This is a genomic window from Streptomyces sp. NRRL F-2580, from assembly GCF_000720115.1.
Classification (GTDB): Bacteria; Actinomycetota; Actinomycetes; order Streptomycetales; family Streptomycetaceae; genus Streptomyces.
The window spans coordinates 43,695-59,757 of the sequence record NZ_JOIR01000002.1 but is presented as its reverse complement, the minus strand read 5'-3'; the positions used below and the strand labels follow the sequence as shown (position 1 = coordinate 59,757).

Annotated in this window: 14 protein-coding genes; 5 read left to right on the top strand and 9 right to left on the bottom strand. The window is 72.9% G+C overall.

From position 1 onward, the window contains the following. Positions 1–237 precede the first annotated feature (237 nt). Both purU and IF88_RS0101925 read right to left on the bottom strand, forming a co-directional pair. Entirely contained in the window at positions 238–1,122 is an 885-nt protein-coding gene (purU, locus tag IF88_RS0101930) for a formyltetrahydrofolate deformylase (protein WP_030706746.1), read from the bottom strand. Between the two features lie 14 nt (positions 1,123–1,136). Beyond that, positions 1,137–1,583 carry an SCO4402 family protein gene (locus tag IF88_RS0101925; protein WP_030706745.1) on the bottom strand — a complete coding sequence of 149 codons (447 nt, stop codon included), beginning with the start codon at positions 1,581–1,583 and terminating at the stop codon, positions 1,137–1,139. A 198-nt stretch (positions 1,584–1,781) separates the two neighbouring features. Between IF88_RS0101925 and IF88_RS0101920 the strand changes: the two genes are divergently transcribed. After that, positions 1,782–3,095 carry an ABC transporter substrate-binding protein gene (locus IF88_RS0101920; RefSeq protein WP_030706744.1) on the top strand — a complete coding sequence of 438 codons (1,314 nt, stop codon included), beginning with the start codon at positions 1,782–1,784 and terminating at the stop codon, positions 3,093–3,095. A 3-nt stretch (positions 3,096–3,098) separates the two neighbouring features. Here the strand turns inward: IF88_RS0101920 and IF88_RS0101915 are convergent, their stop codons facing one another. Then, entirely contained in the window at positions 3,099–4,406 is a 1,308-nt protein-coding gene (locus tag IF88_RS0101915) for a hypothetical protein (RefSeq protein ID WP_051836298.1), read from the bottom strand. A 543-nt stretch (positions 4,407–4,949) separates the two neighbouring features. Next, positions 4,950–6,332, bottom strand: coding sequence for a hypothetical protein (locus IF88_RS0101910; protein WP_030706741.1), 1,383 nt, complete (start codon positions 6,330–6,332; stop codon positions 4,950–4,952). Positions 6,333–6,548: 216 nt separating this feature from the next. Between IF88_RS0101910 and IF88_RS0101905 the strand changes: the two genes are divergently transcribed. From IF88_RS0101905 to IF88_RS0101895, 3 genes are all read left to right on the top strand, one after another. After that, the gene (locus IF88_RS0101905; RefSeq protein ID WP_030706740.1) at positions 6,549–7,235 is read left to right on the top strand and encodes a bifunctional DNA primase/polymerase; all 687 of its coding nucleotides are present in this window, start codon (positions 6,549–6,551) and stop codon (positions 7,233–7,235) included. A gap of 109 nt (positions 7,236–7,344) precedes the next feature. After that, on the top strand, positions 7,345–8,187 hold the full coding sequence (locus tag IF88_RS0101900; protein ID WP_030706739.1) for an ABC transporter ATP-binding protein: 843 nt from the start codon (positions 7,345–7,347) through the stop codon (positions 8,185–8,187). Beyond that, positions 8,184–9,896: a transporter gene (locus IF88_RS0101895; RefSeq protein WP_234323415.1), complete on the top strand. Its 1,713-nt coding sequence runs from the start codon at positions 8,184–8,186 to the stop codon at positions 9,894–9,896. The genes IF88_RS0101900 and IF88_RS0101895 overlap by 4 nt, the downstream gene beginning before the upstream one ends. An 81-nt stretch (positions 9,897–9,977) precedes the next feature. On the opposite strand, the gene IF88_RS39925 is transcribed toward IF88_RS0101895, so the two are convergent. The 3 genes from IF88_RS39925 to IF88_RS0101880 all read right to left on the bottom strand — a co-directional run bounded on the left by IF88_RS39925 (position 9,978) and on the right by IF88_RS0101880 (position 12,179). Further along, positions 9,978–10,187 (bottom strand): hypothetical protein, encoded by a 210-nt coding sequence (locus tag IF88_RS39925; protein ID WP_030706736.1) that lies wholly within the window; start codon positions 10,185–10,187, stop codon positions 9,978–9,980. 66 nt (positions 10,188–10,253) lie between these two features. Beyond that, positions 10,254–11,129, bottom strand: coding sequence for an alpha/beta fold hydrolase (locus tag IF88_RS0101885; RefSeq protein ID WP_030706735.1), 876 nt, complete (start codon positions 11,127–11,129; stop codon positions 10,254–10,256). 357 nt (positions 11,130–11,486) lie between these two features. Further along, complete coding sequence (locus tag IF88_RS0101880; RefSeq protein ID WP_030706734.1) at positions 11,487–12,179, bottom strand: metal-dependent transcriptional regulator; 693 nt, start codon at positions 12,177–12,179, stop codon at positions 11,487–11,489. A gap of 191 nt (positions 12,180–12,370) precedes the next feature. On the opposite strand from IF88_RS0101880, the gene IF88_RS0101875 reads away from it, so the two are divergent. Further along, a complete protein-coding gene (locus IF88_RS0101875; RefSeq protein ID WP_030706733.1) occupies positions 12,371–13,126 on the top strand; it encodes an SIS domain-containing protein in 756 nt (251 codons plus the stop codon). Positions 13,127–13,342: 216 nt separating this feature from the next. Here the strand turns inward: IF88_RS0101875 and IF88_RS0101870 are convergent, their stop codons facing one another. Next, positions 13,343–14,599 (bottom strand): PAS domain-containing protein, encoded by a 1,257-nt coding sequence (locus IF88_RS0101870; RefSeq protein ID WP_234323425.1) that lies wholly within the window; start codon positions 14,597–14,599, stop codon positions 13,343–13,345. Between the two features lie 658 nt (positions 14,600–15,257). Next, positions 15,258–15,920 (bottom strand): pyridoxamine 5'-phosphate oxidase, encoded by a 663-nt coding sequence (gene pdxH / locus IF88_RS0101860; protein ID WP_030706726.1) that lies wholly within the window; start codon positions 15,918–15,920, stop codon positions 15,258–15,260. Positions 15,921–16,063: the final 143 nt, after the last annotated feature.

The window sequence follows — 16,063 nt, the reverse complement described above, 5'->3', positions numbered from 1 at the left end:
TGAGGCGCGGGGGTCTGGGGGCGGCGCCCCCAGCGGCCGGGCCGCACCGGCCCGACCGCGTCTCGCACCGGTATCCGGCCCCTGCGGCCCGGCCTCCTGGGACGCCGCCCCAGACCCCGCTCCTCAAACGCCGGAGGGGCTGGATGGCGCGGCCAGGCCGGATGGGTGCGGCCCCGGCGAAGCTGGATTTGCGCCGCCCCGGAGGGGCTGAACGGTGCGGCCGGGCCGGAGGGGTGGTTACGCGAAGACGACCGTGCGGGAGCCGTTCAGGAGGACGCGGTGCTCGCTGTGCCACTTCACCGCGCGCGCGAGCGCCTGGCACTCCACGTCCCGCCCCACCGCCACCAGCTGGTCCGGGGTCACCTCGTGGCCCACCCGCTCGACCTCCTGCTCGATGATCGGCCCCTCGTCGAGGTCCGCCGTCACGTAGTGCGCGGTCGCGCCGATCAGCTTCACACCGCGCGCGTGCGCCTGGTGGTACGGCTTCGCGCCCTTGAAGCTCGGCAGGAACGAGTGGTGGATGTTGATGATCCGCCCGCTCAGCTCCTTGCACAGGGTGTCCGACAGCACCTGCATGTACCGCGCCAGCACCACCAGCTCGACGTTCTCCGCGCGCACGAGCTCCAGCAGCTGCGCCTCCGCCGCCGCCTTCGTCTCCTTCGTCACCGGGATGTGCACGAACGGGACCTCGTACGAGGCGACCAGCTCGGCGAAGTCGGTGTGGTTGGAGACCACGGCCGCGATCTCGACCGGCAGGGCGCCGATGCTCGATCGGAACAGCAGGTCGTTCAGGCAGTGGCCGAACTTCGACACCATGAGGACGATCCGCATCCGCTCCTCGGAGCGGTGGATCTGCCAGTCCATCTTGAACGAGTCGCCGATCGCGGCGAAGCTGGCGCGCAGCTTCTCGACGGTCACCGCGGGCTCGGCCTCGAAGTGCACCCGCATGAAGAAGAGTCCGGTCTCCCGGTCTCCGAACTGCTGGCTGTCCACGATGTTGCAGCCGGTCATGAAGAGGTAGCTCGACACGGCGTGCACGATGCCCTGCTTGTCGGGGCAGGACACGGTCAGGACGTACTGGGGCTGGGGCTGGGCCGGGGCCTCGTTGTGCGGGTCGCTCATGACCGCACAGCCTTTCACACCGCGCGGGTGAGGATCCTCAACACTTCCAGCGACGTCGGCCGGACGTCCGGGTCGTCCCCGTCCGCCTCCGCGAGCCGTACGTGCGCCTCGCGGGCGGCACGTACCGCCTCGGGCCACGCGTGGTGCTCCAGGTAGGCGGAGACCGGGGCGTCGGGCCCGACCTGGTGGAGGATGCGGAGCACCCGCAGCACCGCGAGGTCGACGAGGGCGGCCTCCTGCGAGTCGCGGAAGATCGTGCCGACGTACTTCTCGGCCGACCAGCTGTCGAGCCAGGTGTCCTCGACGAGCCGGTACACGGCGTCCGTGACGTCGCCGTACCCATCGGTGCCGGTCAGCCAGGTGTCCTCGTGGAAGGCCGGGTCGGAGAGCATGTGCAGCGCCGAGCGCACGTTGCCGCGCCAGCGCCACCACGGCATGTCATTGAGGGGCATGCCGCCCATGGTGGAGGAGCGGCCACCGCGGCGGGAAGAGTTCTTCGAACCTTGGGCGAATGTCACGCTTTCGATCGTACGTTCCGGTTGAACGCGATCTTCAGGCGCCTGCGACGGAGAGCGCGCCCCCCTAATTCACCTGGGCGTCACCGAATGTTGTGTCCATCTCACTCGACAGTTACCTGTGGGGCGGAATGGTGCATGGACATGACCATCTCGCGACGCGCAACATCCCTGTCCCGCACCTTCGTGGCCACGGCGATGGGTGCTTGTCTCGTCGCCGGATGCGGGGCGCTCCCCGGAGGCCCGGGGGGCTCCGGGGGGACCATCACGGTCATGACCTTCGCGCCGGAGGGCACCAAGGCGACCAACATGCCGGGGATGACCGGCATGGCGAAGGCGTACGAACGCTGGGTGAATTCCACGGGCGGGATCAACGGGCACAAACTGCGCGTACTGACCTGCAACGAGAAGAACACACCCACCGGCGCCGCCGACTGCGCCCGCAAGGCGGTCGCCGAGAAGGCCGTCGCCGTCGTCGGCTCGTACAGCCAGCACGGACGCGCCTTCATGGCCCCGCTGGAGGCGGAGGGCATCCCCTTCATCGGCGGCTACGGGGTCTCCTCCGAGGAGTTCCAGTCCCCGCTCTCCTACCCGGTCAACGGCGGCCAGCCCGTCCTGATCGCTGGCGCCGGCCACCAGCTGAGCCGCGCCTGCGCCCAGGTCGCCCTCGTCCGCCCCGACACCCTCGCCGGCGACACCCTGCCGGTCCTGCTCAACGCCGGGCTGCGGGCCAACAAGATGGCCGACGCCGCCGACATCCGGGCCGCCGAGGACTCCGCGGACTTCGGGCCGCAGGCCCGGGAGGCGCTCGCGCACACCACCGGCACCGGCACCGGCACCGGCACCGGCACCGGCAAGGAGAAGGAAAAGGAGAAGGGCTGCGTCACCGCCGTCCTCGGTGAGCGCACCGAGACCTTCTTCGACGCCTTCCGCCGGACCGAGGCGCAGCGCAAGAAGCCGCAGATCTCCTCCGTCCTGGGCAGCGTCAGCCAGTCCCTGGTGGACCGCACCGGCGGCAAGGAGAGCCCCTTCGAGGGCGCCTACGTCACCAGCTGGCACCCGGTGGGCTCCGATCCGCTCTGGACGCCGATGCGGAACGTGGTCGCCGAGCACGCCTTCGGCGACGACAACGTCGACCCCGACGACAGCGGGGCGCAGACCACCTGGATCGCGTACACCGTGCTGAGCGAGATCGTGAAGCGCTTCAAGGACGACGAGAGCATCACCGCCCGCCTGGTCAAGCGGGCGCTGAACGAGTCCCAGCCCGTCAAGACCGGCGGCCTCACCCCGGACCTGAGCTGGCGCTACCAGGACATGCGCGCCGTCGCCGGCTTCCCCCGCATCGTCAACGGCCAGGTCACCTTCCAGATCGTCCAGGCCGGACGGCTCGTGGCGCAGCCCGGCGAGCCGCCCCTCGACATGACCCCGACCCTGGTGCAGGCGCCCCGGACGGCCTGATGCTCAGAGCTGGGACTTGTCCCGCTTGGTGAGGCCGTACTTGGCCGCGATCGTGTTCCACATGGTCGCGGCCGACTCCTTGGCCTTGGTCGCCTCGCCGCTCGACTTGTTGGCCTCGGCTGCGTTCTTGGTCGACTTGGCCTTGCCGTCCTTGCACTTGTCGGCGTCCACGTCGTCCGCCCAGGCGGCGTAGCTGTCGTCGGCGTCCGCGGAGGACTGCCAGGCCTTGGTGAGGGCCGCGGTCAGCTTGGCGTTGTCCGGGAGCTTGTCCAGCTTCAGCTCCTGGAGGCGCGTGACGAGTTCCTCGCGCTGGCGGGCCGCGTCGCGCAGGTCGGCCGCCGCCTGGCCGAGGTTGCTGCAGCCCTTGATGTCCTCGACGGCCTTGATCACCGAGGCCCGGCTGTCGTTGCTGTCCGCGAGGAGCTTGTCCAGCTGGACGGCCTGCGGGCGGGCCGGGTCGACGGGAGCCTCGCCGCCGGGGGCGGCGGAGGCGCCGCTGGCGGCCGGCGCGGCCGGCACCGCGCCGGGGTCGTTGTTCTGCGGCTTGTCGTCGCTGAGCAGCGAGCCGACGCCGAGCCCGACCACCGCCAAGCCGATGACCACGGCGGCGATGACGGCGGGCGAGACCCTGCGGGGTGCCTCCGGCGCCGGGGGCGGGGGCGGGGGCGGGGCGTACTGCTGCTGCGGGTGGGGCTGCACGGGAGGTACGGGGCGCTGCGCGCGCGGCGGGTACGGGCGCGGCGGCGGCTGGCGCAGCACGGGCTCCTGGACGGGCGGCAGGTGCTGGGTGTGCCCGGCGGAGCCGTCATCGCCGCGGAACAGCCCGTCGAACCCCTCGACGCCGCGGTCGCGGTCGGCGGACCCCGGCGGCACGGGCGGAATGTACTGCGTCGCGGCCTCGCCGTACGCGGGAGCCGCTGGCACGGGCGGAATGTACTGCGTCGCCGCCTCGCCGTGCGCGGGAGCCGCCGGCACGGGCGGAATGTACTGCGTCGCCGCCTCGTCGTGCGCGGAGGCGGCCGGCACGGGCGGAATGTACTGCGTCGCGGCCTCGTCGCGCGCGGGAGCCGCCGGCACGGGCGGAATGTACTGGGTCGCGGCCTCGGGCAGCGGCGGGTACCCGTAGCCGTGCGGCTCCCCCGGCCCCTCGTAGCCGGGCCCGAGCACGTGCCCCGGTGCCGGTGCCGCGTGCGGGTACCCGTACGCGGGCCCGGGCTGCGGCTGCTCCGGGTACACCGGATACCCGGACGCCTCGTCCGGACCCCACGGGGCACCCGGCTGGGGGGCGCCCCCTTGTCCGCTCTGCGCCACCGGGACTCCTTCTCCGACTCGCCCGACCCTACGGAACCGTCGGTCACGCTACCCGGTCACGCACCGCCGCACCCAGCCTCGCCAGGGTTTGCCCCCGGTACCCGACCCGAACCCCCGCCCCTTCCCACCCCGCCACCACCATCCAGCACAGCCCGGCACCATCCGGCGCACCGCGCCACCATCCGGCGCGGCCCACCACCATCCGGTGCCGCCGGCACCATCCAGGCCGCCCGGGCACAACCCAGCCCCGCCGACGATTGAGGCCCAGGGCTTTGGGCGCAGCCCGCACAACCCAGCCCCGCACGGCGTTTGAGGCGCAGGGCCCCGGGCGCAGCCCCGCACAACCCAGCCCCGCCGGCGTTTGAGGCGCGGGGTCCGGGGCGGAGCCCCAATCTGTGACCGGACCGTGGGCCGGGGGCGGGCCCGTTGCGGGGGCGCCGCCCCGACCCCCGCGCCTCGAACGCCGGCGAGGCCGAAGTGGTGCGGGCGAGGCTGGGATGGGCGACGGCAGCGCCGGCATGTGCGGGCTGCTGCGCTGGAGCGTCAGGCGACCCTGGCTTCCAGGCGGGCCCCGAACTCCCGTACCGCCGCCTCCTCCCGGTACGGCTCCAGCCTCGTCCTGAAGTCCTCCAGGTACTCCGCCCCCCGGTTCGACCGCAGCCCCTCCAACAGTTCCGCCGCCTTCGTCGCGGTCTGGCAGGCCTGTTCCACCTCGCGCTGCTGGACCTGCGCCGCCGCCAGCAGCAGCAGCCCGATGGCCCGGCGCCGCGCCTTGCCCGCCGGGAGGCCCCGCAGGGCCTCCTCCGCCCGCTTGCCCGCGGCTTCGGCCTGGCCCAGGTCCCGGTGGCAGTGCGCCAGCTCGTCCGCGAGGTACGCCTCGTCGAAGTGCCGGATCCACACCGGGTCGTCGCCCGACTCCGGTTCCGCCCGCTCCAGCGCGCCGACCGCCCGCGCCGACAGCACCGCCGTGGCCCGGGTGTCCCCCAGCAGCGCGTGCCCGCGCGCCTCGGCGGCGTAGAACATGGCCTCGACGCGCGGGGTGACCTGCCCCCGCGTGCCCTCCTGGGCGGCCCGCGCCAGCTGCGCGATCTCGCGCGGGTTGCCCAGTTCGGCGGCGAGGTGGCTCATGGACGCGGCCAGCACGTACCCGCCGTACGCCCGGTCGCCGGCCGCCTGGGCCAGCCGTAGCGCCTGGATGTAGTACCGCTGCGCCAGGCCCGGCTGGCCGGTGTCCACCGCCATGTAGCCCGCCAGCTCCGTCAGCCGGGCGACGGCGGCGAACAGCGACCGCCCCACCGGCTCCCGGTAGGAACCGCCGATCAGCCCGGACACCACCGAGTTGAGGTAGTGCACGACCACCGGCCGGACGTGCCCGCTGCCGAAGCGGTGGTCGAGGTCCTTGAGCGCCTCGGTGGTGGCCCGTACCGCCTCGACGTCGGGCATGCCGACCCGCGAGCCGCCGCTGCGGGCCACCTGGGTGTCCGCCCCGGTGATCAGCCAGTCACGGCTCGGCTCGACGAGCGCGGAGGCCGCCACGCTCGAACCCGCCAGGAAGTCGCGGCGGCCGACGTCGCTGCGCCACAGCTCGCAGACCTGCTCGATCGCGCCGATGACGGTCGGCGAGAACTGGAGGCCGACGCCGGAGGCGAGGTTCTTGCCGTTGGCCATGCCGATCTCGTCGATGGTGACGGTCCGGCCGAGCTTGCGCCCGATCGCCTCGGCGATGATTCCGGGTGCCCGGCCGCGTGGCTGCTGGCCGCGCAGCCAACGGGCCACGGAGGTCTTGTCGTAGCGGAGATCGAGGCCGTGCTCCGCCCCGCACATGTTCACGCGCCGGGCGAGCCCGGCATTGGAGCACCCGGCTTCCTGGATGAGCGCCTGCAGCCGTTCGTTCGGCTGGCGGGCGACGAGAGGCCTGGCTGCCATGAAAACCCCCTGCTGACCGCGGGTGATCCGTTGGAATGATCACTTCCCGCCTGATGTGCGGAGAATCTTCCGCTCTGCGTCGTGTCGCTACCCAACTCCAGCGCCCCGGCCTCCTACGCGCCCCCACGCGTGCATCAGTGCGCCCCGTATGCAGGATCGATGCTCCTTCCACCCGCTGGTTTACGCCCGTAACCCCGGGTGACCCGGGGAGTTGTGATGGGCGTGGAAGAGACCATCGGAGTCACGGAGACCGCACCCATCCCCAAGCAGCGCGGCGAACTGCTGCTGGACCATGCCGTGCGGTACGCGGAAGAACGGCACTGGGACGTCTTCGCCGGCACCTGGCTGGAGCCCGGCGACGGCCGGGAGCTGTGCTCCTGCGGAGCGGCGGACTGCCCCGCGCCCGGCGCCCACCCGGCGGTGGAGGACTGGGCGGCCCAGGCCACGGGCAGCGCGGTCCAGGTCCGACGGGTCTGGGCGAAGCACCCGGGGGCCTCGATCCTGCTGCCGACGGGCCGGACGTTCGACGCGCTGGACGTGCCGGAGTCGGCCGGCTTCCTGGCGCTGGCACGGCTGGAGCGAATGCAGCGCACGCTCGGGCCGGTCACCCTGACGCCCGACCACCGGATGCTGTTCTTCGTCCTGCCGGGCGCCGGCGTCAAGGTCGCCGACCTCGTACGGAAGCTGGGCTGGTCGCCGACCGGCATCGACCTGGTGGCGCGCGGCGAGGGCGAGTACGTGGCCGCGCCGCCCACCCGTTTCGGCGGCCGCGGCGCGGTCCAGTGGGCCCGGCGGCCCACTCCGGCGAACCGGTGGCTGCCGGACACGGAGGAGCTGATCGACGCGCTGGCGTACGCGTGCGGGAGCGAGGCGGCGGCGGACCGCAAGCGTCGCCAGGCCTGACGTGAAGTTCATGATCGGAAAGTCATGACATAAGTAACTGCTCGGGCCTCTCCCCCTCCTCCTATGGTGAGGAAGGAACGACCAACGGGGACGCAAGAGAGGCAGGCGCATGCCGGACCAGGGCGATGCGACGGGTGGAACGTACGGGACGGGTGGCGCGGGAACCGCGCCGTCCGCCGTGCGGGTGGAAGGTCTGTGGAAGCGCTTCGGCGAGCAGGTGGCCGTGGCCGGGATCGATCTGGAGCTGCCCGCGGGCCAGTTCATCGGTCTGGTGGGCCCGAACGGCGCGGGCAAGACGACCACGCTGTCGATGGTGACCGGGCTGCTGCGCCCGGACATGGGGCGGGTGCTCGTCGCGGGGCACGACGTGTGGGCGGACCCGACCGAGGTGAAGGCACGGATCGGGGTGCTGCCCGAGGGCCTGCGGCTCTTCGAGCGGCTGTCGGGGCGCGAACTGCTCGGCTACATGGGCCGCATGCGCGGGCTGCCGGGCGAGGAGACCGACAAACGGGCGACGCAGCTGCTGGACGTCCTCGACCTCGCGGGCTCGCAGCACAAGCTGGTCGTGGACTACTCGACGGGCATGCGGAAGAAGATCGGCCTGGCGGCCGCGCTGCTGCACAACCCCGAAGTGCTGTTCCTGGACGAGCCGTTCGAGGGCGTCGACCCGGTGTCGGCGCAGACCATCCGCGGGGTGCTGGAACGTTACACCGCGTCCGGTGCCACGGTCGTCTTCTCCTCCCACGTGATGGAGCTCGTCGAGTCGCTGTGCGACTGGGTGGCCGTGATGGCCGCCGGCCGGATCCGCGCCGCGGGCCCGCTGGCCGACGTACGGGGCTCCGCGCCCTCCCTCCAGGCGGCCTTCCTCGAACTGGTCGGCGCTCACGGGCGCGACGCGGCCGGGGACGCGCTGGAGTGGCTCGGCGGCGGCTCCGGGGCGGTCACGCGATGACCTCGCCCGCCTCGCCTGCCTCGCCGGCCACCCCGGCCGCCCCCGGCACCTCCGCCACGGGTGCCGCTGGTGCCCGTACGGGCACTGTCGCCCCGGTGGCCGCTTCCGCCACCTCCGACGCGGCGGTCCCGCTGACCCCGATCTTCATCCGCCTCAAGCTGTCGCTGCTGCGCAACGGCCTGAAGGGCTCCTCCAAGCGCAAGGCCGCCTACTTCTCGACGCTCGCCTTCGCCCTGCTCCTCGGCTTCTCCCTGACGCTCGGCCTGGCCCTGCTGCACGGGAACGCGCACGCGGGCACGGTCGTCGTCCTGCTGGCCGCGATCCTGGCGCTCGCCTGGGCGTTCATGCCGCTGTTCTTCCCCACCGGGGACGAGACGCTCGACCCCAGCCGGCTCGTCATGCTGCCGCTGCGCCCGCGTCCTCTCGTACGAGCCCTGTTCGCGTCGTCACTGGTCGGCATCGGGCCGCTGTTCACGCTGTGCCTCGCGGCCGGCTCGGCGATCGCCGTCGCGCGCGGCGCCGCCGGAGCGGTGGCCGCGGTGGTGGCCGCGCCGCTCCTGCTGCTCGGCTGCGTGGCCCTCGCGCGGGCGGTGGCCACGGCCAACGTACGGCTGCTGACCAGCCGCAAGGGGCGTGACCTGGCCCTGCTCAGCGGCCTGCTGATCGCGGTGGGCGGGCAGCTGGTCAACTTCGGCAGCCAGCGCCTTTTCCAGGCGGGCGGCCTGTCGACGCTGGAGCCCGTCGAGGCGGTGGTGCGATGGCTGCCGCCGGCGACCGCCGTCGGCATGGTGGACTCGGTGAGCGAGGGCGCGTACGGGGTGGCGGCCGCCCAGCTGGCCCTGACCCTGGCCGCCCTGGCCGGCCTCCTGTGGTTCTGGGAGCGGAGCCTGACCCGGCTGATGGTCACGCCGGACGGTTCGACCATCGCCGCCGCCCGGCCGACGAAGGAGCGGGGCACGGGCGGCCTCTGGTCGCTGCTGCCCGCCGGCCGGACCGGCGCGGCCGTCCAGCGCAGTCTGCGCTACGTCGTCCGCGACCCGAAGACCAAGGCCTCCTGGGTGACCGCGCTGGCGATCGGCCTGATCGTCCCGGTCTTCAACGCCCTCCAGGGCACCGGGTCCGTCTACCTCGCCACCTTCGGCGCGGGCATGCTGGGCATGCAGATGTACAACCAGTTCGGGCAGGACACCTCGGCGTTCTGGATGGTCGCGCAGACCATCTCCGGCCCGCGCGACGCGTACGTGGAACTGCGCGCCCGCGCCGCCGCGCTCGCCCTCGTCACGGTCCCGTACACGATCCTCGTCACCGTGGCCACGGCCGCGCTGACCGGCAACTGGAGCGCACTTCCGGCGGCCACGGGCGTGGCCCTGGCCCTGCTCGGCTCGATGCTCTGCACGGGGGCGCTGGCCTCGGCCCGCTTCCCGTACTCCATCCCGTCGGACGGCGCCTTCAAGAACGTCGTCCCGGGCCAGGTCGGGCTCGCCTGGGCGGGCATCTTCGGCGGGCTGCTCGCCTCGACGGTGATCTGCGCCCCGGTGATCGCCCTGACGATCTGGCTCAACGTGGCCGACCACCATGACGTCTCCTGGGTCGTGCTCCCCCTGGGCGTGGTCTGGGGCGCGCTGGCCACCGGGGCGGGCCTGCGGCTGGCGGCCCCGATGGTGGCGCGCAAGCTGCCGGAGATCCTGGAGGCCGTCAGCAAGGGCTGACGGGCACGGGCTCACGAACGGCGAACGGGCCGGTCTCCGCTCCCTCTCGGGCGCGGAGACCGGCCCGTTCCGCGCCTACGATCACCCGGCGGCGAGCAGGACGAGCGCGGCGGGGGAGAGCACGGCCGGCACGGCCAGGGAGACGGCGATCGCGACGGGGCCCCGGGAGTCGTGGCCGCCGGCGTCGAGGCGCATGCCGTTCTCGGCCATGACCGTGGTGCGTACTCCCTGGCGGCCCAGTTCGGCCTCGACGGCGGCCTGGGCGCGGGCCCGTAGCGGCTGCGCTGACACGCACCCTGACAAGCCCGCATGGCCACTCCCCTGCCACTCCCTGACCGACACGCCCTGCCGGTCCCGTCACGAGGCCTCGGCCTTGATCCCGTCCAGGAAGGGCTCCAGGGCCGCGCGCCAGGCCGTCGGCTGGTCGTAGTGGAGGTAGTGGCCGGCGTCGGGGATCTCCGCGTACTGCCCGGCCGGGAGGACGCGGACCATCTCCTGGGCTTCCGCCCGGCCCAGCTCGCCGTCCAGGCCGCGGACCACCAGCGTCGGGCAGCGGACCTTGGCCAGCTCCTCCCAGTGGGCGTCGTGCACCCAGGTCTCGCGGGCCGTCAGCATCTCGCGGCGGGAGAAGAGCGGGCGCCAGCCGTCCGGAGCCTCGTGCATGACCTCGGCGAAGAAGGCACCGCGGCCGGGGTCGGGGCGCTCCACCCGGGGGTCGTCCTCGCCGAACCAGCGGCGGGCCGCGTCCTGGGTGGGAAAGGGCAGGGGCCAGCGGCGGAACCAGTCCTCCCATTCCTGCTGGGAGGCCGCGCCGAGGGCGGAGGCGCGCATGTCGCAGATGACCAGGGCTTCGACCAGGTCCGGGCGGCGGGCCGCGAGCTGCCAGGCGGTGAGGGCGCCCATGGAGTGGCCGATCAGGGTGACGGGGGCGAGCCCGAGCTGCTCGACGGCGGCCTCGGCGTCGGCCACGAACGCCTCGCGCCCGAAGGAGGTGGGGACCTCGGGGCCGCAGGGCGGGCGGTCGCTCTGGCCGTGTCCCCGCTGGTCCAGGGCCACCACGCGGCGGCTCTCGCGGAGCCAGCGGGCGGTGCCGGACCAGTGGAAGGCGCGGCCCATCAGGCCGTGCAGTAAGAGCACCCCGGGGCGGGGGTCGGCCTCGGCGGCCGTTTCGCGGAATTCCCAGGCGGCCAGGCGGACGCCTCCGGCCCCTGTCACATCGACGCGCTGTACCACCGCAGATGCACCCCCTTCGCTCCCCGCCAGACTATCGAACCCACATTCGAAAACAGGGTTCTCGCCCACAACACCGCTCTTTCGAGTGACCTTGCTCAAGGATTGGCCGCCGCTGCCGATGGAGATCCTTTCAACAGGGAGGCGGGCCGCTCGGGGAAGACGGTCCGAAGGGGAGACCTTGAGAGCTCGGGGCTCCGGGTCAACAGGGGAGGACCGGTCCCGGCGCCGCGAGGCGCCGGGACCGCCCACTTCCCACCAGTCCAACGAATCGAGCCGACGCCGGCAACGAAGCGACGCCGGCGGGCATGACCGCCTGCGTCGAAGTCGAGGTCGCGGAAGCCGTCCGGGTCGTCGAGGTCAGCGCTTCGCCACGAAGACGTGGGAAGCGACCTCCGCGTCCAGCTCGGCGGCCTCGCCGCCACTGCCGACCAGCACCCCGCCCGGGGACTCCGTCACGCTCACCACCGAGCCGGGCTGTACCCCCGCCCGCCGGAGCGTGTACATCAGCTGGGCGTCCGTCTGGATCGGCTCACCGATCCGGCGCACGACCACGGTCTTGCCCTCCGTGCCCGGGTCGAGCTCGGACAGGCTGACCATGCCGTCCTCCAGGAACGGGTCCGCCTCGGCCTTCTCGCCCAGCTCCTCCAGCCCCGGGATCGGGTTCCCGTACGGCGACTCGGTCGGGTGGCGCAGCAGCTCCAGCACCCGCCGCTCCACCGCCTCGCTCATCACGTGCTCCCAGCGGCAGGCCTCGGCGTGCACCTGCTCCCACTCCAGGCCGATGACGTCGACGAGCAGGCACTCCGCGAGCCGGTGCTTGCGCATCACGCGCGTCGCCAGCCGCCGCCCCTCCTCGGTCAGCTCCAGGTGCCGGTCGCTGGCGACGGCCACCAGGCCGTCCCGCTCCATCCGCGCCACCGTCTGGCTCACCGTCGGGCCGCTCTGGTCCAGCCGTTCGGCGATACGGGCGCGCATGGGGACCACACCTTCCTCCTCCAGCTCAAGGATGGTGCGGAGATACATCTCCGTGGTATCGATCAGTCCGGACATTCGTGCCCCTCGGATTGCGTGCGCTGGCCCTGCCCCCAATTCTGACGCATCGGGCCGACAACCGTCCCGTACCGAGGGTCAAGACCGGTCCCGGACATCTCGTGGCGCCCGTATTGACACGCCCTTGGTCCAGACCGCACGGTGAGCGGCGGACACGGACGCACCCCCACCTCCGGAAGGGCCATCGTCGTATGAGCGAGAGCAAGCTGGCCGGTCAGTTCTTCGACGCCGCCATCGGTCTGCTGGAGCGGGTGCGGGACGAGGAGGCCCCGCACATCGCGGAGGCCGGCTCCCTCATCGCCGACGCCGTCGCCGGCGGCAACCGGCTCTTCGCCTTCGGGGCCGGGCACTCCTCGCTGCCCGCCCAGGACGTGGTCTACCGGGCCGGCGGCATGGCCCTGATGAACTTCCTCGCCGTCCCCGGCACGGTCGGCATCGACGTCATGCCCGCGACCCTGGGCAGCGCCCTGGAACGGGTCGACGGCCTCGCCGGAGCCGTCCTGGACAGCAGCCCCGCCTCCGACGGCGACGTCCTCGTGATCATCTCCCTCTCCGGGCGCAACGCCCTGCCGGTCGAGATGGCCATGAACGCCCGCGCCATCGGACTCAAGGTCATCGGCGTGACCTCGGTGGCCTACGCCATCGAGACCAAGTCGCGGCACGTCTCCGGCGGCTTCCTCAAGGACCACTGCGACGTCGTCATCGACAGCAAGATCGCGGTCGGGGACGCCGAGCTGAGCATCGACGGCATCGACGCGCCCTTCGCCCCCGCCTCCACCGTCGTGACCAGCGCGATCATGCAGGCGGTCATGGCGGCCGCGGCCGGCGAGCTCGCCGCCCGCGGGGTGGAGCCCCCGCTGCTGCGCTCGGGCAACGTCGACGGCGGCCACGAGTGGAACGGCCGCGTGATGCAGGAGTACGGCGACCGGATCTTCTTCCGGCACTGACCGGGCGGTCGCCGCACCGGCAGCCCGTTCCCACGATGGACGGGCACGGCGCTCGGGCCCCGCGCATCAGAGGTGACCGGGCACGTCCGCCGCTCCCGCCGCTCCCGCCCCGAGTCCGGCTCGACGCCGCCATCACCGCGGCGATGAAGAAGGACGGCATCCCCGGCGTGAACGGGAACGGGGACCGAAGCAGGAGGGCCGGCGGCAGGACGGGCGCTAGGCCGGCAGGTGTCCTCCCGCCGCCAGGTCCAGATCGGCGGCCACCCGGGCCGCGACCTCCTCCGCGTACTCCGCGTCCGCGCGCTCGAACGCCAGCCGCGTGGGCCCGCGCACGAAGGTCAGCGCCCCCAGCGTCCGTCCCCGGCTGCGCAGCACCGTGCACAGCACGTGCGCCGCGCCCTCGGGCCACTGACGGGCCCGCGCCCACTGCGCGTCGGCCTCCCCGCGCGGGGCGGAGGTGCGCACCGAGCCGATCCGGTCCAGGGCCTGGAGGGCCGGATGCCCGGCCGCGTACCGGACCGGGATCGAGCCGCGCCCCGGCAGCACCGGCGGGGAGGCCGCGGACCGTACGAGCCTTCGCCGCTCCGGGTCGGCCGCGGGATCCAGCACGTCCAGCAGCACGTGCTCGGCGAAGCCGGCCAGGGCGAAGTCCAGGCGCACGGCGGCCGCCTCGGCCGGGTCCTCGCACTCCGCGGCGGCCCGCCCCGCCCGGTGCAGCTGGTGGGACCGGAACCGCAGCTGCGCGGTGTCCAGCTGCTCCTGCCGGGCCTCGGTGACGTCCTGGAGCAGCCAGCCGACGCCCAGCGGCACCGGTTCCTCCGCGAGCGGCGAGGCCAGCCGCAGGAACCCGCACCGCCAGCACCTGCGCCGCACCCCCTCGGCGGTGCGCACCGACACCCACATCTCCACCGGCGCGGGCGGCGCTCCCTCGGCGAGCACGTGCTGGAGCGCGCCTTCGAGCTCCTCCACGCCCTGGGTGAGCAGCTCCCCCAGCGGGCGTCCGAGCAGGGCGGTGCGGCCCGTCCCGAAGGCGCGCGCGGCGTGCGCGTTGACCACGGCGGGCCGCAGGTCGACGTCGACGAGGACGACGCCCCACGAGGCGTCCTCCATCAGGGCCTCGCTCAGCGCGATGGACCGCTCCAGGTCGATCTGCGCGTGCACCTCGCTGAAGGCGCAGTACACCCCGGCGGGTTTGCCGTCCGCGCCCGGCACCCCGGCCGACTGGGTCCGTACGAGGACGCGCCCGCCGTCCTTGGTGAGCAGCGCGAACTCGTGCACCTGCCGTCCCGGCACGTGCTGGGCGGCCATGAGTCTGTCCTGCACGTCGTGCGCGTCGGCGGCCCGCACCGCCCACCCCTCGAACCCCTTGCGTCCCACGGCCTCGCCCGCGGACCAGCCCAGGATCCGCTCGGCCTCGCGGTTCCAGTGGGTGATCACGCCGTCGGCGTCGAACGCGCACAAGGCGGCGTCCATCCCGTCCAGCAGCGCGGCGAGCAGATCGTCTGCGGTCTCGTCACGTCCGGAAGCAGTCACCTGGCACCCCCAGCAGGTGTTCGCGTGTGCGGCACGTCGGATCATTCAACTGGAACGTGACGCAGCCCACACTGCATTCGGGGAAATCAGTACGGCTCCCCTACGGCCCGGGGAAGCACGACCCGGGCGACCACACGTTCGACTGAGCTCTCTTGATCCGTCCGCATCTCACGAACCACGGTGCGTAGCGTCGCCGACATCACCATTGCGGCTCCTCCGGAGAGCCGATGGATACGCCTGCGGATTGCCGCCGAAATTCGATTGAGCGAACGGCACGGGCCTGCCTAGAGTGGACACACACTGAAAGGAGGTGATCCCGGAAATGTATGAAATCCGGACGCGTGAGGTGGCTGCGGGCTAAGCGCCCGTCGTCGCACGCACCCAGTGCGGTGCCAGGCGGGATCGCCAGGCGCCAATCCACAGCAGTCACCCGACCCGCGGGCTCGCCGGTACGTCCGGCCGGCTTCTCTCACTGCAGGAGAGAGACCCAGAGCCCGCGGGTCGCCTGCGTTCGCCGCTCCCGCCGGCCCGGAAGCCTTTCGTGCGGGCGGGCCCGCTGACCGGCCCCTCCCGCACGGCGCCGCACGGCGCCGCACGGCTACGGGCAGAGCCGCTCGACGCGCCACTCGCCCTCGTCCAGGACGTAGCGCAGCCGGTCGTGCAGGCGGTTCTCGTGGCCCTGCCAGAACTCCACCGCCTCCGGGACCACGCGCAGGCCGCCCCATTCCGGCGGGACGGGGACCTGCTCGCCCTCCGGGTAGCGGGCGTCGAGCTCGGCGTAACGGCGGTCCAGTTCCGCGCGCGAGCCGATCACGCTGGACTGCTCGCTCGCCCAGGCGCCCAGCTGGGAGCCGTGGGGGCGGGAGCGGAAGTACGCCGCCGTCTCGTCACGGCCGATGCGGGCCGCGGTGCCGGTGACGATCACCTGGCGCGAGATGGGGTGCCAGGGGAAGAGCAGGGCGGCGTAGGGGTTCTCGGCGAGCTCGCGGCCCTTGCGGGAGGCGTAGTTGGTGAAGAACACGAAGCCGCGCCCGTCGAACTGCTTCATCAGCACCGTGCGCGAGCTGGGCCGGCCGTCGGGGGTGGCCGTCGAGACGACCATCGCGTTCGGTTCGAAGAGGTGCGAGTCGGCGGCCTGCTGGAACCACAGGGCGAACTGGTCCATCGGATGCTCGGCGAGGGTCTCCTCGAGGACGATTTCCGAGCGGTACTGCTTGCGCATCGTGGCGGGGTCAATGTCCTGATCGGTCACGCTGGCCATCCTGCCGCAGCCGGGCCGGTGGCGGTGTGCCGTATGTCACGCTTCCGCAGTCGAGGCGGAGCGGCCAAAATCTTGGGGCCGGTCCGAAGGTCCCCGCGCGGGTGACCATCGGCCGTGCCGGGCATCAACGGGGATGACCGCGC